Origin of the sequence: Chrysosporum bergii ANA360D, from assembly GCF_029891735.1 — a bacterium.
Taxonomy (GTDB): domain Bacteria; phylum Cyanobacteriota; class Cyanobacteriia; order Cyanobacteriales; family Nostocaceae; genus Umezakia; species Umezakia bergii.
In genome coordinates, this window is record NZ_JANQDH010000039.1 from 26,311 (window position 1) to 47,195 (window position 20,885).

A 20,885-nucleotide genomic window follows, 5' to 3' on the forward strand; every position below is an offset into this window, starting at 1 on the left:
TTATTGACTATGCTCCTGAACCAACTTGTTGAAATTAACGCTAAAGGTAGTATTGCTAGTTCTGTTAACTTTGGCATGATAGATGATTCAATGAAAAATTTATCTTTATGTGAAAGTTTTATATTTAACTACGACTCCATCAAACCTGAGTTGTCAACAGTGGGTATCTTGGATGCGGTGAGCCGTAGCTACCATAGTGCAAATCAGCCCAATATCCATTTGATGATTCAACAATATGGTAAGGGTAAGTCTCATTTTGCCATCACGATCGCTAATTTTTTTCAAAAACCCTGCCATAGTCCAGAGGTACAGGGGATTTTGTCACAAGTGGAAAAAGCCACATTTGGCAAAAGTCAAGCGATCGCCGAACGGTTAAAGCTTTTTAAACAAAATCAACTGCATCAACATTTGGTTATCTGTCTCAGTGGCGACCAGGGCGGCGACATCAAAAAACAATTTTTACAACAATTGGTGAAAAGTTTGGCGGCGGCGGGTATTCAAGATTCCTTGGCGCAACATATATGCAGCGAACCTCTACGCTACTTGGAAAGTTTGACTTACCAGGATAGAGTCAAGGCAGATGATTATCTCCAAAGCATTGGTAGTGTTGATGGTAATTTAGATGTTCTGGTGCGTTTACTGCGACAAAATAACTCTCATGTTATCTCCACTGTTAAAAAAATTGCGGCTCACCTGACGGGATTTACACCTGATTTTGCGGCTGATGTTAATATCCAAGATATTTTACAAGACTTGATTAAAAATTATTGTAGTGGGGAAAATGCCTGCTTCCAGGGGATTTTAATTTTATTTGATGAGCTAAACTACTATTTAAAGTCTTGGGCAGTAGATGAAGTTGGTGCTGGGGGTACTGCACTGCAAAATATTACTAATATCTGTGAGAACTATAAAGGAAAAATTGCTCTGCTCAGTTTTACCCAAATTCATCCTGGTAAAGCTGTTGGAATTGCGGCTAATGTAATTCCTGAATATCAAAAGATTGCCACTCGCCTAGCCCCAAAAGATGGCACAACCTATGATAATCCTGCTTCTAGCTTGGAATTAGTGGTGGAGAACTTATTACTACGGAAAGATAAAGCAATTTGGCATAAATTTTGTTCTCAGTGGCATAATACCCTCAGCAAAGAAGCGGAAATGGCTTACGAACATAGAATTAAAATTTATAAAAATAAAGGTTGGTCTTTTCCAGAGTTTTACACCCACTTATCTGAGGGGTGTTTTCCTCTCCATCCTTTGACGGCATATCTACTATGTAACCTGGATTTTACTCAAGACCGGACCGCTATTCAGTTTATAAAAGGTTATGTGAAAAATTTTATTGCCACTCAACCTGTAGAAAAAAGTGGCAAACTTAATTACATCTATCCCATTGCTTTGGTGGATACGTTTATTGAAAATTTCTCTAACTACCCTGTTTATAGACATTATAAAAAAGCCGTGGATTTGGTGGGAAGTGCTGATAATGAGGATGAGTTAATTGTTCTCAAAGGTTTGTTTTTATATGAAGCTAGTGGGGAGAATTTGACTAAATTAGATAGAGAAGAACATCAAGAGATTTTAATGAGTTTGACGGGTTTACCAAGATATCGACTGCAAACAGGATTGGATAAACTAGAACAAGAAAGAGATTTAATTTACTACAGACCGGAAATTAAACTTTACCGCTTCTGGGAAAACATTAGTCCTACAATTATTCAAGAAGAAGTTACGGAAAAAACTCAATCAATGACCACATCTATTAATGATGTGGTTGCCTATTGTCATCAGATTAATATACTTAATCAACATCCCTATAATATAACAATTAGTGCTAACAAATTTGTCAAAGATAATAAGTTAGTACCTGAAGATTGGCAGTATAGATGTAAGATATATAGTATTGATAAACTGATTCAAGCTTTAGAAAGCAGTCGCACTCTCAAGGATATTAAAGAAAAAGGTATTTTGGCTTATGTGCTGGCAGAAACTCAAGAAGAATTACAAGAATTTCGCACTACTGTAGATAATTATTTGTCTAAATCACCGATTAAAAATTACATTGCTGTGGCTATCCCTAGAGAGGAAACTGGAAATTTAGCCAGGGTGATTTTACAGATTAAAGAACTAGAAAAAACAGAGAGTGCTGATAAAAGACTACTGGGGAAGGCTTATCAAGAACAACTCCACCGTTGGCAAGAAGAGGTAAACATCCGATTAAAGACTTTATTCAATGATTGTACTTATCATTGTGTAGGAATAGAGAAAATTTCACCAGCGGAACAACGGCAACCCCAACAGGTCATCAGCAGAATTTTACAAGATTTGTATCCTTTGGTTCCTCCAGTGGAGGAAATTGATAAAATGCGTTCCGACCATCACACCGGGAGAAAAATTATTGGTTGGACGGCAAAACAAATGTTTATAGAAGACCATATCAGTGAACAAACATTACCTGATCGGTCTTTTAGTACGGTTATTAATCAGGTTTTTGTCAAGTCATGGGGCTTACTGAAGAAAACATCTGATCAATATTTTGTTCAAGAACCAACCCATGAGAGAATCCGCGCGGCTTGGGATAGAATTTCTCACATTAGTGACTTACAAGGACTACCAGAAAAAACTATTGATTTAGAAAAAATCTGGGCAGAACTATCTGCACCGCCTTTTGGTTATAATGAGTATAACTTTACTATATTACTGGCAGGATGGTTGGCAGTTCATCGCCAACAAGTTTGTTTAAAAGGAAGAGTCAAGCTCATTAGTAAAAAAAGGGAACTGGTTGCTTTGCAAAAGCAGTCTCTGCCAAACTGGGGTAAAACTGATATTTTGCAACATCCCACAAGTTTTGTTCAGGAATGGGTGCTAAAACAAAAGTCTCAACTGATTCGTCGTCAACCAGCGCCCATGCCTATACTACCGATGTTACCTATGGACTATGAACAAGCCCAACAGTATTTAGTGGCAGTTGATGATTTTTTAGCTGATCATGAACCAGATGAGTTAGAGAAGGCAGAATTAACTAAAAATAGAAAGTATGTGAGTGCAGAAGTTGCCGAAATTGATAAGTGGTTTGAAGCAGTGGTAAATGTGGAAAAATTACCGCGTCAGGCATCTTTGGTAACACTGTTACGACTGTATCCCCAATTGCTGAAGCCACGGCCAGTTAACTCTATTTTACCAACACCACAACAACGCGATCGCTTTTCCCAAGGGGCTGAATATGTCCATGGCAGAATTGCAGAAATTTTAGCAGCAGAAAACCGACGTGCTGAGTTATTATCTACAGAATCAGCTTGCATTGTTTATAAAAGAGAGATTGAGGGGATTATTAACCAAGTTAGCCAAATTGCCGACTTACCTTCCCACATTAATGAAAGTTTGCAAAATGCTCTGGTTACTTCCAATATCAGATTAACAGATATCAGGCAACAGGCAGAGGAACGAAACCGGCAAGAGGAAGATATGGCAATTATGCAGCAGATTCGCCAGTGTAATTCGGAAACCAAACTTAAAACAATTTATCTAGCTCAAGCAGCACTTGGGGAAATTAACAATTTACAATCTCGCTGTCATTATCCTCATAAATTTCAAGATGACATTGCTCATGTTATCCAGTCAATTGAAAATAAAATTACTGACTATCGTTCCACCCTCACCAATCTTTGCTCTCGACTCCAGTCTGTGAATAACTTGGCAGAATTACATATTATTAGTACAGAATATGCCAAGTTGGATGTGGTGTTTCAAGATTCGGCTGATTATGGAGATTATCAACAATTACAAGCACAAATTGACAGTTTAAAAAATAACCTTGAGCAGGTGGCAAGTATCAATCCTCAACTAATTGAGGAACAAGACAAAGATATTATTAATCAAATTCTACTACTATTCCAGCAACTTACACCTTTAGAACAACAAAATTTGTACGCAAGGCTCGGACAAATCCTTTCAGAACAGGCAAATGAGTGATAAACATATCATACTAGACCCTACGGGACTGTATAATATTCCCCCGGCTTATATTGCAATTACCACAGAGGTGGAATGGATTAAATTCTTGGGTGTCAGTAATGCTCGTTGTTGGGTAAGAGGTGAACGATTATGCCAGTGGGCAGAACTTTGGTTACAGTCTTGGAATAGATTAGAGGAAATCAGAGAAATTAAGCAACATCCGCGGGATAAACTAGTAAGATTGTTTACTGCCTTACCCTTACCCCATGACTGGAGTGATCAACAACTACTGATTTTAGTCACAGAATTAGATGCTTACCCCCAAGATGACCCCATTGCTTATTTTTTGACAGACAAGGTTACTGAAAGTGATGGTCAGCAGATATGGTTGGCTGAACCATCAGTTTTACATCTCGCGGCTTGGTTGGCAATTCCAGTACCGGAAGAATACCAACTTTTAGAGAGTGTTTGGCAGCAACGCTTCCAAGAACATGAGTTAGCAAGTTTCTATCAGACAGAAGATAAATTATTGCTACTACGTCAGTGGTTGGGCATAGCAGAACCAGTTTTTGATGATCTTGGTAAGTATCCTTTACCTGTTCCCCAGGTACTCAGCAAAGAGTTTGATCATTACTGGGAAGAAATAATTTACCGTACCGAAGGCAAAGTAATGGATACCCTCAATCCTCCTCAGCAAGTTGGTATGGAACGAATTGCTAATTGTGTTTACAAACTTTCCCTACAGCGCCCCAACTGGATCAATCAAGTCAGGGAATCTCGGGTTATGCCTTATCTTAACCATCAGCAAAGGCAAGAATTAAGCTTAAATCAACCCCCTCCCCAACCACCTCCCCTGGCTTTAGATGCAGATCCTGAACAGGCTTTGATTTGGGTGACAAAAGATTATTTGCCCTTCCGACGCTGGGAAGTTATCAAACAATCTTCGTCTGCACCGAAAATTAGTAATCAAGTGGCGGATAGCTTTGTGCTGTGGATACTGGCACATTACCCCCAAATGCAGTCGGAATCGGTGAAAAATTCTTACCTAAATTATAGTGTGGCTTCACAAGTCCAAAATCTCTGTCAAGGGAACCCGGTTTTGTGGGTGGTGGTGGATGGCTTGGGATGGTTGGATCACTTAGAATTGTTATCTTTACTCACCAATGATGGGCAACTGTCCATAGAAACCGCCATTACACCCCGGTTTAGTATTCTGCCTACTAAAACAGAATATGCTAAGTGGAGTTTATACGCTCAATTGTTACCTAGTGATTCTGCTTGGGTTGCTAATGCAGGTCAGGCTTTTGTCAAAATAGGCATGGGTAAACGTTACACGGATGAACAAGATGAGAAACTGTACAAGGCTTTGAGAAAAAAAACTCATAGGTTGTATTGCTGGGATACACAGATGTTAGATAGTGTTTATCAGCAGCAGAAAGATTGGCAAAGTTTTTATCAACTTGACCGCCCCCACAGTTTACAAGGCATTGCTAAAAGAATTGATTACTGTTTACAACAATATCCGGATGCTGATGCCCTGAGAATTGTTATTGCTGGAGATCATGGTCAAATTATGGGTACTGGCGAAAAAATCACCCACTGCCCCCCGGAATGTCAACCACAGGGGAGAATGGCTATTGGTAAAACTGATGACCCTAGGTTTGTGGTTTTGGCAAGCGATCGCTATGGTCTTCCCCATGATGTTAGTGTTGTTAAAGGGTCTGGTATTTTAAGTTCTTTAAGCTACAAAAACAAGAAAAAAATTAGTAATTATCACGGTGGACTATTTCCCGATGAAGTTGTAGTTGGTGTATCTGTGCTGCGAAAATCCAGCCCACGTCTTCCCGTGAGAGTTTATTGCCGTGGTGAAGGCAAACCCAAACAAGCAGCAGAACTAGAAATTATCATTGATAATTTCAATTCAGTACCGCTAACACAGCTTTATTTGTATATTCATGAGTTGCCTGATTTTCAATCAGGAAAATTATTAAAACGAGAAATTCCAGCCAATCAACGCCAGGGTTTTTACGTTAGAATTTCTCAAGTGCCAGAATTACCTCCTAGTCATAAAGGAAATAAGTTACTCTTGTCTGGTGAATTAAGTTTTCGCTTTTCCTATGCTGAATTTACCACTGTTGCGTTAGTTTCTGAATCCCACATCATTGTTAAGCAAATATTTAATAGTGGATTGGATATAGATGACTTCTTCTGAATTGAACTACAATAATGATTTCGTGCGCGAGGTTTTCGGAAATCTCTGTATTGATAAAAATAGGTTGCCATCTAGCGGACTAAGTTCTATGGGAATGCCTAGTTTTGTGGCTGAATGGTTGCTAGATAAAATTGTCCCTGGCTCAGGAACACTCACCACTGAGGAATTAGAGCAAATTAATGATTTTATTAAAAAAGCTTTTCCCCGCCCATATGACCGCAATGAAATTATCTTTGATTTGACTCAAAGGAAAGTATGTAAATTTATTGGCTTAATGCAGGTACACATTAAGTTAGAACAGGGAGGACGATTAATTCCTGAACCATTGGCACAAATTCCAGCCCTTAATTTAACTGAATGTATTATTCCTACTCAGATTGTAGAACGCTATAAAATGCTGTTACGCCAACGAATATGGGGCAAAATTACTCTGGCTATGGGCAACCATGGCAAAGTAGAAGTGATAGATTTTGACCCTTTTCAATGTTCCCAAGTTGATTTACAAACCTTTGGGGAATTGCGGTCAAAGTTCAATACACAGCAGTGGCGAGATTTAATATTTTGTTCCATGGGTTTTAACCCCCAGCACCCTAGTTATACTCAGGAAGTAAAAACGTGGGTGTTAGCTAGGTTATTATCATTGGTAGAATCTAATTATCACATGATCGAACTAGCGCCTAAAGGTACTGGTAAAAGTTTCTTTTTTGAAAATATCAGTAGTAAAATTACTTTAATTAGTGGCGGTAAAGTTACACCGGCTCAATTGTTTATTAACGGTAGAACTAAGACAGTTGGGTTACTGGGTCGTTATGAATTAGTGGTGCTGGATGAAGTGCAAAGTTTAACTTTTGACCACCCGGAGGAGGTGATTGGTCCACTGAAAAATTATCTGGCTAGCGGTCATTATAATCGATCTGGTTTGGCAGATATTTATAGTAACTGTGGGTTAATGATGTTGGCAAATATTGAGTTAGATCAACAATTACAACCACGTCATCAAGATAATTTACTGGCTAATCTGCCGATGTTTTTTAGCGAAACTGCATTATTAGACCGATTATGTGGGATTCTACCAGGTTGGAAAATTCCTAAATTTACCAGAGAAATGGCCGCCTCTCAGGTGGGTTTAAAAATGGATTTTTTGGGGGAAGTTTTGCTATCTCTACGCCAAGATAATCGCTTTATGTCATACGTGCAAAAGCATACTCACTTTCCCCCAAATCTGACTATCCGTGACCAAAATGCTATTCTCAAATCAGCTGCGGGTTTTTTAAAAATTCTTTATCCTCATTTGCAATTAACATTAATGGATTATGAGCGTGATTGTCTAAAACCTGCTTGTGAACTACGCCAAGCTATTCGTAATTCACTGTATTATCTAGATGATGAATTTAAGCAGCTTGGTAAGGAAATTTACGCACTGACCAAAGCCGACTAGATCATACAATCACGTAGTATTTATTACCAAAAGTATTTATTTTCTAAAACTGTGGTTTGGCGGGTGGAGGAATCATATTTGAGGAGATATTCCCTGGCGATCGCTTGATTATTTCTCAAAGTTTCTACTTCGTTTTTACCAATTTCAGTATCAGTTGATAACAGTATTACTTGATGGCTGGCGGATGGAAAGTAACGTTCTACTAGGTTTGCCCGGTGAGATGAATCTAATCTACCCAGGGGGGTGTCTATGGCTACAGGTAAGCGACGGCCGGAGACTCGGGCCAGTCCCCACAGGAAGGCGATGGCTAATAGTTGTTTTTCTCCTGCTGAAAGTCTATGTTTGGGTACTGGTTGACCATTAAAATCATATAGTGATAAGGTGAATGTATCTGTATTAATGGCGACACGATGCACTAAGTCGGACTTGTGTAGCAGGTAACGGAAACATTCCGTAACTTCGATTTCTAGTTTATTCAGTTTTCTTAGAGTTAATTTCTCGCGGAACAGCTTTAATGTTTCTTGGACTTTAGCTGTTGCAGTAATAATATGTTCATTTTGTTTGCGGTCTATGGTGGTTTCTGTGTATTTTTCTAAAGTTTTTTTAGTATTACGAATTTGTGTTTCTAGTTCGTTTAAGTCCCGTTTGGCTATTTCACAAGCTGCTTGGGCTGTTGCAACTTCTGTTTGTGCTTGTTGCAACTCATCCATCAGCTTTTGACAGTCTTCGGGAGATGCGGCTGTTTGAATTTGTCTTTCTAGGGTGATGATTTCTTCTTCTTGGGTTTGCAGTAATCCTAATTTCTCTTGGGTGGCTTTTTTGATATATGGTAAGTAATGATGAATGACATTATCTAGTTGATGTAGTGTGGCTGTATCGGTTAGTAACCAGGTTTCCCCTGTGATATCTTGCTGTAAGATTTGGTTTTCTTGATGGATAAATTCTTTAATTTGATTAATTTGGGTTTCTTCCAGCTTTAATTGCTGAATCAACTTAATTAAACGCTGTTCTCGTTGTGATAGTAAATTATATGCTACTTTTGCTTGTTGGGTGCGAAATTCTTTTTCTGCTTGGATATAAGTTTCAGTTAATAAAGGTGTAATTAAGGCTAGTGGTGACATATCGGCAGCTAGTTCACCTAGGGATGAACGTATCTTTTCGGCGGCGGCGGTTATTTCATATTTTTGTTTTTCTAAATGACCGCGATCGCGTGCTGTTTTACCACCTTCAGATATAAACTTATTTAAAGCTGCTCGCTGCTTTTGTTCAGCATTTGACAAAGTGTGATTCAGTTGTTTGAGTTGATTGTCAAGTTGATCATATTTTGCTTGTTGTTGGTTCAGTTGTTGTTCAATTTCTTCTAAATTAGCTAAATCTTGAGTATCAGCGATTTCTTTACGCTTGCGGTTGACAATAATGTCTAAATCACTCCCCAAACGTTCAGCTAATTCTAGTCCTAGAAGACCGCGAATGGCATCAACCACCATGGGGGGTGGTATTTCCTGTTCTGCCAGTTCTTTAACTTGTTCCCCATCAAACAAAAATAAGTTAGAAATTCCCAAAGGCAGCAGATTTTCTATGTACTCATCCCAAATATTCACTAAAGCTGTATCTAACCATTCTTGAGCATCTAAAATCCCTAATTGATCCTTACCATCTTTAGGGTTTTTTGTCCAGCGCCGCACAACTCTATATTTTACAGGTTGGTCTCCGTCCAGGTGTTGAAAAACTAGTTCTATTCGGGTATCTTCTGCTGGGGAACTATGAGTATTAACGCATTGAGTGAGAAAGTCGTGATAACTCAAGTTACCACGGGTGGAACATTGGGCGCGATGTCCATATAATGCCAAGCGGATGGCATCCATCAGGGTAGTTTTTCCCCCTCCATTCATCCCACCTAACAGGATAATGGGAGAAAGTGTTTCTTGATCAACTGCGGGGTCAAGATTGATGATTTGACGACCAGAGTATGGTCCAAAGTTTTGTAATACTAGTTCCAGGAAGATCATTTATCTAGTAGTTTGATTTTTATCTTCAACATCTTAGCGGGGGATGGTTGGGCGATTTTCAATCCCTGGGTATTTTAAATTTCATGCTTGCCCAAGTTGGCGGTTTATCTCCGGGTTCGTCATTTTCATCCCTAGCATCACCCAAGGTTAGTTGTTTAACTTTTTTCACATCTCCTTGGTCAACGGCAGTTTTTAAATCCCGTTTCAAGTGAGCGTTTTTAATCGCTTCCTCTGGTGAATGGGAACTAGTGAGAAAACATTTTTCTAGGCTGTCATATATACCCACGCGGCGACCTTTTTTACGGTACTGGCGTTCTATATCTAACAGCTTAGACATGAGTTCTAAGTGCATAGCATCATCCCCACAAATTTCTTCTAGCACTTCCCATTCATCGCTACCGAGTAGGCTATACCCAGCACCAGGGCGGGGATCGCGGAAAACTTCACCAGTCACTTCTTGATAAATGCGGGGTAAACTATCATCAAATTCATGTCTTTCTTCTAGCCAAATGCGGCGAATTTCGCTCAGTTCCTCTGGGGTGATTAGGGTAATATCCCGCATATTTTCTGGTGCTGTACGGCGGATTTCTTGTTGAATTGTCAGCAGCTTTCTGAGCCAATCCTCACGCGCTTCTTTAAGATATGGACCAGGAATAGGCTCAACTGATACTTCACCTTCTAAGTTGCGCTCATATAGTTGAACATCCCCATTTCTACGTCTAAAATCTCGCCGCTTGCGGTTTTCTTCAACGTCCAATTCTTTACGAAAATCTAGTAAAGGCTGCATCCACTCTTTTTGTTCGTCATTTTGAATCATAGCCGTGAGGGATTTATCCTGACTAACTAATGTACAAACCCAGCACCCAAAACGGGAACCACCACAACTAGGTGTAGTTGTATCAACTACTAAAGGACATTCATTATCAGCAGACGCACCTCTATAGAGGTTGAATAAGTCTTTATTACTATAATTCCAAGGGTTTTGCCACTGCATTAAATAAATCCAAACCTCATCATTTTGCCAGTCTTCAATAGGGCTATAAACTAGGGAGTTTGGTAAGTTCATATTAGGACTCAGGTGAGCGCGGACTCTATGAGCTTCCAGTTTTTTCATTCTATTAGCTCGCTTTGTACTTTCAGCTTTGCGAGTACCTAACACCACAATGGCCTCACCACTGCTGCGGATAACATCACGAATAAAGCGATTAGAAGGATTTATTTTCAGGCGTTCTGTACACCAGCGAAATTTTCCCCTTGGCGCTGGGTAGCCCTTCCCAATTAAACCCACCCAAAATGTTTCTTTAGCCTCCGGCTGTAATAAATGCGGTTCAAACGGTAATTTTTGGGCTTCAGCTTCAGATTTCATCTGTTTTAAAGAATTGCGTACCCATGCAGCAACTATGGGATTTTCTACCAGAGTATCTGTAGTGATCACATATACTGTCTTCTTTCTCTGTTCAGGAGAAAGTGCTGCGATCGCATTCCAGACCAGCTGCAAAGTTGCTGTACTGTCTTTACCTCCAGAGTAACCCACGACCCAGGGGATCTCGTCTAAACAATACAATTCTTGAATTTCCCTTGTCAGTGCTTGGACATCGTCCACTAAATCTGCTACAGTACGCGATTGCTGACCTTGATTGTCTGGTTGTTGTGCTGTAGTCATAATCTCTCTTGTTAAAGATAGGCTGGCTGTCAAGGCAAAATTTACCTATGTGGGGGCGAAAATTTTAATAAAACCTTACTACTAATACTCAATTTTTGAGTGGTTAACTTATCCTACACCATTTAGTTTTTAAAAATTAATATGAATGACAACCTATCTGATCAAACTGCTAACCCAGACCCAGAATACCTGGAAGGAGAAAAAAAGGAAAAACAGGTACTCACTATGCTGTTAGAGAAGTTTTTACGCAAAAAAAACCAAATTTTGGTCCAAAAAACCGAGATGGGAGGTACAGAGGCTTATATTGGTTCTGTTTCCCTAGGATGGTTTGCTAGTCGTGTTCACTTCGCCTCTGGTTTACCTTTGCTTCAGAAAAAATACAATCCCAAAACAGGTAACGTTGACATTGACGCAGATAGCATTGATGAAATTCAGCAACGTCCCCTAGACTGGTCACGTCAAGCGCCCCTAGTGCAGTATTTAGCAGCCCGGAAAACTCACAAATTCCCACCAGTGCTGGTGGTGATTAATAAACCGTGGGTAGATAATCCCAAGGCTACCGAGTGGGATGATCAGGGAATAGCTTTACAATCCACTATTAATTTCACTCCTTTAGATCAAGATAACCAAGTTGGTCTGCTAAATCTTGAGGAAAATCAGGTAACAATTTATGCTTTAGATGGTCAGCACCGACTCATGGGTGTACAAGGGTTGATGGAATTAATCAAAACTCACAAATTGCAGCGCTATAAAAAAGATAAAACTGTTGATGATAACTTTATTACATTAAATGATTTAATAGATAAGTACCAAGTAGACCTTGATTACTTGCAAACCTTACCTAAAGAAAAAATTGGTATTGAGTTTATTTGTGCTGTTGCTGCTGGAGAAACTTACACCCAAGCCAGGCGAAGGGTGAGATCCATTTTTGTTCATGTTAACTTAATGGCTGCACCCTTGACTAAAGGGCAGTTAGCACAACTCAATGAAGATGATGGTTTTGCCATTGTTGCTCGAAAAATCGCAGTTAGTCATCCACTGTTAAAACAACAACAAAACCGCAATCCTCGGGTTAACTGGAATAGTGCTACTGTAGCATCTAATTCCACTGTTTTAACCACTCTGCAAGCTCTCTATGATATGTGTGAGCGGTATTTAGGGCAAAAGTTCCCCCACTGGAAACCTTTAGAAAAAGGTTTAATTCCCATGCGACCAGAAGATGAGGAACTAGAAGAGGGAATTGAGGAGTTCAGCCAGCTATTTGATTATTTAGCCAGTCTTCCCAGTTATCAGCTACTAGATGAAGAAGACACGCCAGCCTTGCGGCGTTTTAGTTTTGAAAAGCATGGAGGGGAAGGAAATCTGCTTTTTCGTCCTGTAGCACAAGTAGCTTTAGCTCAAGCTTTGGGAATCTTGGTTTTTAAAAAAGGTTTGACCCTGGAAAATATTTTTAAAAAGTTGAAAAAATTCGACCGACAGGGCGGTTTAAGTGGAATGGAGTACCCCCAATCTTTATGGTATGGCGTTTTATATGACCCCAATAAAAAGCGGGTGCTGGTTTCTGGAAGGGAACTAGCAGCCAAGTTACTCATTTATATTCTGGGCGGGGTTGAGGATCACATGGAACGTGCTGAACTTCGTAAAGCTTTAGCTGACGCGAGAACTGTAGAAAATCAAACCATCGCCTTTGATGGTAAGTTGGTTGAACCCAAGCAAGTAGGATTACCACCAATTTTATAATTTACATAGGTTACAAGGCGTTATCCTGTGGTTATTACGGCATTTTCAGTATAATAAAAGTATTTAGCGTAATTTGCCACTTTTTGTAGCGCGAGCATCCTGCTTGCCAATGATATACCTCACTCAAGCGAAAACCGCTATATAATCAGGAAAGGAATTTGCTTAAATCAAATTCCTCCTCTTGTTCTTCAGTGCTAGTTCTTTCATAACTTAAAAATAATAAAATTCTCTCTGAATAATCAACTGCTCCATGCAACTCATGTTGTAATATTTCTAGTCCGCCATTAATATATTCTTCAAATATCTGATTACGTTGCTTTTCATATTCTTCTTCATAGGGAGTTAATATTTTAATATCCTGAGTTTCCATCACTGCCAATAATTTAATAACTACATCATTTCCTACAGAAGCGAAATATTCTAACCTAATTGGCGATGGTTCCCTTTTAGAAATTTCCCCCAAAGGAACTCGTTTTTTATGCTTTGCACCCAACGCAGCAGCAAACACAACCACATCGGCAAATGTTTGGAAGGGACCTGTTCCCCCTCCTGAAGACGTTAAGTCCTTAACTAATTGAGCCTTATCCTTAGCAACCCTGATTCTGCCAGTTTCCGCCATGAGAATTATATCTATAATTATGGTCATTTTAACCGAAAACCCAAGCGATCGCCTGATCCACAACCTCCCCATCTCTTCTGTTTGCGCCTGGTGCGCCTCCGGGTGACACCTTCACCCCTGGGTCATCTACGAATCACTTCTGTAATTTCCGTATACTCAAACTCATTGGGGCTTTGTTTCACCAAAGGATATCTTTGTCCTCCTAACTCAATATAGTCTTGTTCACAGTCTGGCTTAGAAGAATAATAGGTGAGTACATATTCCCTACCAATTCTTGTAGCTATTTCTTCTTCCACTTCCCCCCGCCACTGAGTTTTAGTTAATAGTACAATTAGCTGATTTGCTAATTGGGGAATTGTCCCGGCTATGTGTCGGCGTGACATTTCATCCAAACTACCAAAAGGCGAATCCATGACTATAGGAAAAGTGCTACTATCAGGAAGCATCATTATTTTTCGTTTTTGACTCCATTCCCGTACTTTATCTATAATGCTGACGATAAAGGATAAACTGAGAATTTGATTTTCTCCTGTGGAAGCTGCCACTGGTGCTTCTATACCCGCAGTATGTTCTACTAATGTTAATTCGTATTTATCGCTAATTTTGGGGAGATATGGTTTGACTGAAAGCTGATTAAATATTTCTTGTACTCTTTTTTCCAGTTGCAGACGAAATTGTTTTTCTTGCCGATGTTTAACTTCTGTTAACCTTTCTATGGCATCTTGAGTAGCGTTAATGCGTTGCTGTGCTAACATTTGCCTTTCTTCGTTCAGTTTCTGTTTAGATATTTTTTTGGCTAAAACATCAATTTCGGTTGTTAAATGTAGCACCTTTTGCTGATTTGCCCCTTGTTCTCTGTTTAATTCATCAATTTTACTGGAAATTTCATCTAAGCGTTTTTGTAAACTACTAATTTCTTCATTGGCATCTTTTCGCAGTTGGTCTTGAATGTTATCTAATTCACTTTCTACTTGAGATAGAGTTTGTCTTAACTGACTAATTCTCTCTTGTTCCCTGTCAACTTCTTCCCAAAAAGCTCCAGCTTGTTTATCAATTTCATCGACTTGTACACCCATACGAATTGCTGTTTCTTCCAATGTAGAAGAACTTGCTTTATCTAACCAATGTTGTACATTTTGATGATGAGAATTGCCTGGAGTTAAATCTGCACCACAAATACAACGTTGAGATTTTAATAAATCATTGACAAATTCACGGGAAATTCCTGATGTTAAATTACCTTGTTGTTTTAAATTATCCATCATTTGCCGAAATTCCGCTGTATTTTCAGCAAGTAACACTGTGTAACCCCGTGCCGAAATAATCTTTTTTAGTGTTTCTTTATTTTTCTTCAATCCTTCCTGGGTTGATACTTTTTTAAATTCTAAACTTTCTAATTGGTCTTGGATTTTTTTAGCTTCAACAAGTTCTAGGAGTCGGTTAGTTGTTTCTTTTTTAAAGGTGTGCTGATATTCTAACTCTTGTTGAATTTCTACCTGTCGGGTGGTGATCCGTTCAGTTTCTTGTTCTATTTGCTCTTGCTGTTTTAGTAACTGTTTGGTTTGTGCGTCACCAATAGCTTTTAACTCGTTTTCTAAACTTTTTTTCGCTTCTCCTAAGTGTCTAATGGAACGGTTAATAACTTCCACACCTAAAAAAATCTTGGTTGCTTCGGCAATTTCCGTTTTTTTGTCACAACGAACTATTTCTTCTATCCGTTCACCATCAAAGAAAAAATATTGATGCAAATTTGCCGGTAAAATTTGATTAATGATATCATCCGGTTGTTGTAGTGGTATCGACCATTCCCCATCGTCTTTTACTATCCACATACGTAGCTCGGTTTTACCTGCTTCAAAGTCACTGTCATTTTTATAAACTCGACTAGACCGTCTAACTCGGTAGCGTTTACCTTCGTGTTCCCAAGCAACTTCTGCCCAGCATTCCACCCCTTGACCTTTTTTAGCTTCAGCAATTGAACGCTTATTAACTAGCTGTTCTGCTGAAGCGAAAGCAGCACTAAATTTTTCATATAATACCCACGTAAAGGCATTGAGTAAACTGGTTTTTCCTGAACCGTTATTACCATGTATAATGGTGGTGTTGCGAATGTCTCCCACGGATAGGTTGATTTCTGGTGTTGTGCCATAAAAAGAGCGAAAGTTGCACAGCTTAATTGAAGTCAGCTTCATTGCACCTCTTCCTTGACAATCTCTAATATCTCTTCGTTAATATGACTATTAGTTTTTTTATCTAGCCTGTTTTTCTCCAGCTTCCACACTCGCTCAATAATTCGCCGCACTTGGTGCGGTGCGCTGCTAATTGGTTCATGCACATCCTCTATACTTGACTCTGGGGGCATTTCAGGCTTGGCAATCAATAGTTTTTTTATATTTTAATATTCTAGCTGTTTAAACCACTGCATTCACAGGACATTTTACCTGAGTTGTTCCCTGTTCTCTTTTCCCTGACTAATGCGGGACTGAAGTCCCTACTACGAACCAGTGTTCTCTGTTACCTGTTCATATATCTAATAAACTATAACGCCTTTGTAAATCCAATAACTTCATTCTGGCTTCACCGGCGTTATCTGCTAAGTCAGCAAACTCAACAAAGCGGCGCAATTCTTTCTTGAGTAGGTTGCGTTCTACCTCTATACTCTCTCTATCTAAATCTGGTGGTAGTACAATCATATCAAATATGGTAGCCCGGTGTTTACCAATATGAGGGCGTAGAACTCGCCCCCGACGCTGAATAAATTGACGAGGATTTCCAGAACTTGATAAAATGACCGCAGTTTGAATGGCCGGAATGTCAACCCCTTCATCTAAACACCGAATGGCTACTAAACCCTGTAATTCCCCATTTTCAAATTGACGACGTAAAATTTCTCGTTCTTTTAAAGAAGTGTGTGCTGTGTAAGTGCTGACTCTATATCCCAGGTCTACACCCAGAATTTTGGCTACGGCTTTGAGTTGACGCAAGGAAGAACGCTGTCCGGGTTGTTGAGAACCATCGCTGCAATAAAAAAGTGTGTGTGTGGTTTCCCTGCGAGTGGTCATCAGGTCTCGCAAAGCAATTAATTTATTTTCTGCTGCACCAATTAACCTGGCCCGTTGCATTAATAATGGCTTTAAGTCTTCGTTTTCTTCAAAGTTTGCCCCATGGCTGTGGTCTTTTTGTCTATATAATAGCGATCGCCCGATTTTTTTAGTTAACTTTAAATAAGCAATACTTTCCCCTTCCGTTAGTTCTATAAGTATGGGATAATACAAATAATGTACTAAAGCCCCTTGAGCGATGGCATCTTTGATAGTAAACTCTGGTTGGAGAACCGGGCCAAAATAGTCAAATAAAGATTGAGTCCCACCGTCATCAAAATATCTTTCTGGTGTTGCTGACAAAGCCAGGCGCAACCCCACACGACGGGGTAAATTTTCTTCTAATTTTGGTGCGCCTAAATTATGTGCCTCATCACCAATAATTAAAGTTTTGGGGGGAAAATATTTCAGTTGCGACTGCAACCCGTCACCAATTAATGTGGAGTTGGTAGTAATAACCGTGACAAACTTTTGAGAACCGGAACGGAGATTATAAAGTTGTGTAGATAGTTGACTTTGCCAAGTGTGTAAATTTTCACAAGCTAATATAGGCAGTAAATTAAACTTTTCACATTCCCGCCCCCATTGGGTGACAAGATGACGATAAGGACACACCACCAACAAAACTTGTAAATTAATCTGCTGGTATAGTTCACAAGCGATGGCTAAGGCTGTAATGGTTTTACCACTACCAGTTGCCATTTTTAGTGTACCTCTGCCATTATTGGCAAACCAACTAGTAATAGCTTGTCGCTGGTATGATCTTAATTGCAGAGATATAGGTATAATTGGGCATCCTTTGTGGGAGTGAGTTTGATAACTGGCGTTACCTTCCCTAGCAAATGGGGATTTGAGGCTGAAACTAGGTAAATGCTTTACTAAATACTGAGTCATTAGTCACTAATTATAACTTTTCCTAAACGCGTAAATATATAAATCTTGTACTGCGGGTATCCTAGCAGACACTGTACCCAAGGAAGGCAAAATTCCCCGTATTACTCGCTGGGAAGAGAGAATCTTTTAGCCATTCCCCATTCCCTGCATTTGATTTAATAACTCCGCCAAACCCCCACTAAAGAACCTTGCACCTGCACTTGTGTAGCTAGTACCTCAATGGGTTTGTATTTAGAATTAGCAGGTTTGAGGGTAACGCGATCGCCTTGGCAATAAAAACGTTTTAAAGTAGTACCGTATCCATCAACCCTAGCGGCGACAATAGTTCCATTTTTTAATTGACCTGGTTCTAACACCGGATACAAAAAGACCAAATCCCCATCAGCAATTAAATCCTCAATCATGCTATCCCCGGATACCCGTAAGCCGTAGGTTTGGGGAGGTAGAGAAATATTAGAAAAATCTAAATGGTCTATAGCATCAGTAAAAGGTTCTATTAAACCACCAGCTGCAATTGTGCCTAAAATGGGGATACCCTGTTTCACAGGATGTAAAATGCGAAGAGTGCGGGCTTTACCTTCATTCCAACTTATATATCCTTTATTGCGTAAATGCTCTAAACGACTTTGGACCGGTGCAGGTGACCTCAGCTTCATTGCTATCATCATCTGCCGAATAGAAGGAGAGTGTTGGTTGGTGCGGATATATTCTACCAACCAATCGTATAATTCTTGTTGAGCTTGTGTTAGACGCTGCATAATATAATATTAATGGGCAGGTATACAAAAAATATGCCTTAAAAACATTAGTACTATAAAAAAGTCCAAATCACAAGATGTAATTCTAAATTAATTCCGCATCCAAGATACTAGCCAACAAAGCTTTTTGGGCGTGTAAACGATTTTCCGCTTGTTGCCAAACTCGAGACTGAGAACCTTCTATAACTGCTTCGGTAATTTCTTCGCCACGATGGGCTGGTAAACAGTGTAAAACAATTGCTTCTGGTGCGGCAAGACTTAATAAATTTTCAGAAATTTGGTATGGTTGAAAAATTGGCGAGCGATTATCTGCTTGTGTTTCCTGTCCCATACTTGCCCAAACATCAGTATAAAGTACAGATGAACCTTTAGCTGCTAACTCTGGGTCATGGGTGAGGATAACTTCTGTTTGCTCACCTGCCATCTCCCGTGCTTGTTCTACAATTTGTAGTAATGGTTCATATCCAGGAGGGGTAGCAACTCTCACATTAATTCCTGCCAAGGCACAACCCAATATCAAAGAATTAGCCACATTATTCCCATCTCCTACATAGGTAACAGTTAATCCAGAAAAATCACCAAAGCATTCCTGAATTGTCAATAAATCAGCTAATATCTGACAAGGATGCTCTAAATCCGTCAGGGCGTTAATCACAGGAATTTTGGCATAACTAGCAAAAGTTTCTAAATCTTCCTGTGCAAAGGTGCGAATTGCCAAAATATCTAAATATCGATCTAACACCCGTGCGGTATCTTGTAAAGGTTCACCGCGACTAACTTGGGTGACATTGGGGTTAAGATCAATTACCTGTCCCCCCAGTTGGTACATGGCCACAGTAAAACTAACTCGGGTGCGAGTGGAAGCTTTAGAGAACAACAAACCCAACACTTTATTGCAATGCAGCTTGACCTGCTGTGATTTAAGTTGGGTTGCTAGTTGCAGAAGTTCTTGAAGTTCCTGGGCAGTTAAGTCCGCCAAACCTAATAAATCTCGTCCTATCAACGCTGCCATGCTTGGTAATTGTGAACAACAACACTAAGAGCAAGATGCTCGCCCTACCAGATTATCACTTTAGATTTTAGATTTTTAATTTTGGATTGTTCCCTGTTCCTTCTTAATGACCAAAAAAATTTTTGCTCTTGACTATGGACAATTAAATAATGTATGCTATGATAGTATGTCAGTAAGTGCGCCAGCATAGCACAGTGGTAGTGCATCCGACTTGTAATCGGAAGGTCGTCGGTTCAAATCCGACTGCTGGCTTTTGTTATTTCTGTATAAGGTAAACTGTCACTTGCCAAATTATTTGACCGCGTTGACAAATTAGTGTCCGTATTGCCAAATTATTGTCCCCGTTGACAAATTGTTGTTTCTCACGGTCAATAGTTTGTTTACCATTATAAGCTCCGTCCAAATTAAACCGACGACCTTCCGATCTTTCAACCCACCTAAAAATTTTTAAGTATTTTTGTACTAAAGTCTTTCAACCCGCCCCACTCCGGGAGGGGTGTTGAAACTTTCTTAGTTTTCCTAGCCCTCATTCTCTAGTTCATCACTTTCAACCCGCCCCACTCCGGGAGGGGTGTTGAAACCTAAATCCAACCCTTCTGATTTTAGCCGTATCAACTCTTTCAACCCGCCCCACTCCGGGAGGGGTGTTGAAACAAACGGTACTTTTGCCTGTGGAGAGCCATATACTCACTTTCAACCCGCCCCACTCCGGGAGGGGTGTTGAAACTTTTCGGAACTAGGCACAGAATGCTTTCTAATAGAAACTTTCAACCCGCCCCACTCCGGGAGGGGTGTTGAAACTATGACTCCAAGGGACATTGGTTGATTGATCATGCTCTTTCAACTCACCCCACTCCGGGAGGGGTGTTGAAACTATCAATTAATAATTCGCTCTTTTTTTATTAAGACTGAACTTTCAACTCACCCCACTCCGGGGGGGGTGTTGAAACTAGTGAGTTGAACTACGATTCCCAAGGATACATATATCTTTCAACTCACCCCACTCCGGGAGGGGTGTTGAAACTCCGCCCGACCAAACCCTTATCTAAAGACATTTCCAAAATCAATTTTGGCAGATGTCCTAAATTTGCTCTAATTTTCCCTCTCAAGGGAGAATTATTAAAGCATCTCAACATCTGAAACACAGACTAGACAAGGGTTTTGGACTTTTGGCAGAACCCCCAGGGAAATTGACCCCGCTTATGGTTTGCCAAAAATAAATAATTAAGGTGGGTTCCTCCTTGCTCGGAGGTGATTCGGTAGCCACCACTGCGGTAAACCCGCACCTCTATTACTGGGGGCGCACCTTATTCCTGTTTACTAGAAACAGCAGCATCAAGGTGGATAACTACCAGGGTCAGAAAGCAAGACTGTCTCACAACAGTCAAACTAACCCACATTTATCTCAGTTCAGAGGTTGATCAACAACATGAACTGCGGCGCTATTGTTAATTACTATTTTATTATCAAGGTTCGGTGTTTTGTCAA

At 39.9% G+C, this 20,885-nt stretch carries 12 protein-coding genes, 1 tRNA gene and 1 CRISPR repeat array; of the genes, 5 read left to right on the forward strand and 8 right to left on the reverse strand.

All coding sequences use genetic code 11. From position 1 onward, the window contains the following. Positions 1-9 precede the first annotated feature (9 nt). From NWP17_RS05995 to brxL, 3 genes are read left to right on the forward strand one after another with little or no spacing between them, the layout of a single operon-like run. Positions 10-3,969 (forward strand): hypothetical protein, encoded by a 3,960-nt coding sequence (locus tag NWP17_RS05995; protein WP_280654004.1) that lies wholly within the window; start codon positions 10-12, stop codon positions 3,967-3,969. Further along, on the forward strand, positions 3,962-6,163 hold the full coding sequence (locus NWP17_RS06000; RefSeq protein ID WP_280654005.1) for a hypothetical protein: 2,202 nt from the start codon (positions 3,962-3,964) through the stop codon (positions 6,161-6,163). Before NWP17_RS05995 ends, NWP17_RS06000 begins: the two co-directional genes overlap by 8 nt. Next, positions 6,150-7,601, forward strand: a complete 1,452-nt coding sequence (brxL, locus tag NWP17_RS06005) for a BREX system Lon protease-like protein BrxL (protein WP_280654006.1) — start codon at positions 6,150-6,152, stop codon at positions 7,599-7,601. The genes NWP17_RS06000 and brxL overlap by 14 nt, the downstream gene beginning before the upstream one ends. A gap of 23 nt (positions 7,602-7,624) precedes the next feature. Here the strand turns inward: brxL and dndD are convergent, their stop codons facing one another. Both dndD and dndC read right to left on the reverse strand, forming a co-directional pair. Next, the gene (gene dndD, locus NWP17_RS06010; protein ID WP_280654007.1) at positions 7,625-9,610 is read right to left on the reverse strand and encodes a DNA sulfur modification protein DndD; all 1,986 of its coding nucleotides are present in this window, start codon (positions 9,608-9,610) and stop codon (positions 7,625-7,627) included. Positions 9,611-9,668: 58 nt separating this feature from the next. Next, a complete protein-coding gene (dndC, locus tag NWP17_RS06015; RefSeq protein ID WP_280654008.1) occupies positions 9,669-11,273 on the reverse strand; it encodes a DNA phosphorothioation system sulfurtransferase DndC in 1,605 nt (534 codons plus the stop codon). A 141-nt stretch (positions 11,274-11,414) separates the two neighbouring features. Between dndC and NWP17_RS06020 the strand changes: the two genes are divergently transcribed. Continuing rightward, on the forward strand, positions 11,415-13,013 hold the full coding sequence (locus tag NWP17_RS06020) for a DGQHR domain-containing protein (RefSeq protein ID WP_280654009.1): 1,599 nt from the start codon (positions 11,415-11,417) through the stop codon (positions 13,011-13,013). A gap of 145 nt (positions 13,014-13,158) precedes the next feature. On the opposite strand, the gene NWP17_RS06025 is transcribed toward NWP17_RS06020, so the two are convergent. From NWP17_RS06025 to argF, 6 genes are all read right to left on the reverse strand, one after another. Further along, a complete protein-coding gene (locus tag NWP17_RS06025; protein WP_280654020.1) occupies positions 13,159-13,632 on the reverse strand; it encodes a DNA phosphorothioation-associated protein 4 in 474 nt (157 codons plus the stop codon). Between the two features lie 122 nt (positions 13,633-13,754). After that, a complete protein-coding gene (locus tag NWP17_RS06030; RefSeq protein WP_280654010.1) occupies positions 13,755-15,824 on the reverse strand; it encodes an AAA family ATPase in 2,070 nt (689 codons plus the stop codon). Continuing rightward, positions 15,821-16,012 carry a hypothetical protein gene (locus NWP17_RS06035; protein ID WP_280654021.1) on the reverse strand — a complete coding sequence of 64 codons (192 nt, stop codon included), beginning with the start codon at positions 16,010-16,012 and terminating at the stop codon, positions 15,821-15,823. Before NWP17_RS06035 ends, NWP17_RS06030 begins: the two co-directional genes overlap by 4 nt. A gap of 142 nt (positions 16,013-16,154) precedes the next feature. Next, a complete protein-coding gene (locus NWP17_RS06040; protein WP_280654011.1) occupies positions 16,155-17,627 on the reverse strand; it encodes a DNA phosphorothioation system restriction enzyme in 1,473 nt (490 codons plus the stop codon). A gap of 155 nt (positions 17,628-17,782) precedes the next feature. Beyond that, complete coding sequence (lexA, locus tag NWP17_RS06045; protein ID WP_280654012.1) at positions 17,783-18,385, reverse strand: transcriptional repressor LexA; 603 nt, start codon at positions 18,383-18,385, stop codon at positions 17,783-17,785. 85 nt (positions 18,386-18,470) lie between these two features. After that, positions 18,471-19,397 carry an ornithine carbamoyltransferase gene (gene argF / locus NWP17_RS06050; protein ID WP_280654013.1) on the reverse strand — a complete coding sequence of 309 codons (927 nt, stop codon included), beginning with the start codon at positions 19,395-19,397 and terminating at the stop codon, positions 18,471-18,473. Positions 19,398-19,577: 180 nt separating this feature from the next. On the opposite strand from argF, the gene NWP17_RS06055 reads away from it, so the two are divergent. Next, a tRNA-Thr gene (locus NWP17_RS06055) sits at positions 19,578-19,649 on the forward strand. Positions 19,650-19,866: 217 nt separating this feature from the next. Further along, positions 19,867-20,421: a CRISPR direct-repeat array (repeat unit 37 nt; unit sequence CTTTCAACCCGCCCCACTCCGGGAGGGGTGTTGAAAC). Positions 20,422-20,885 lie beyond the last annotated feature (464 nt).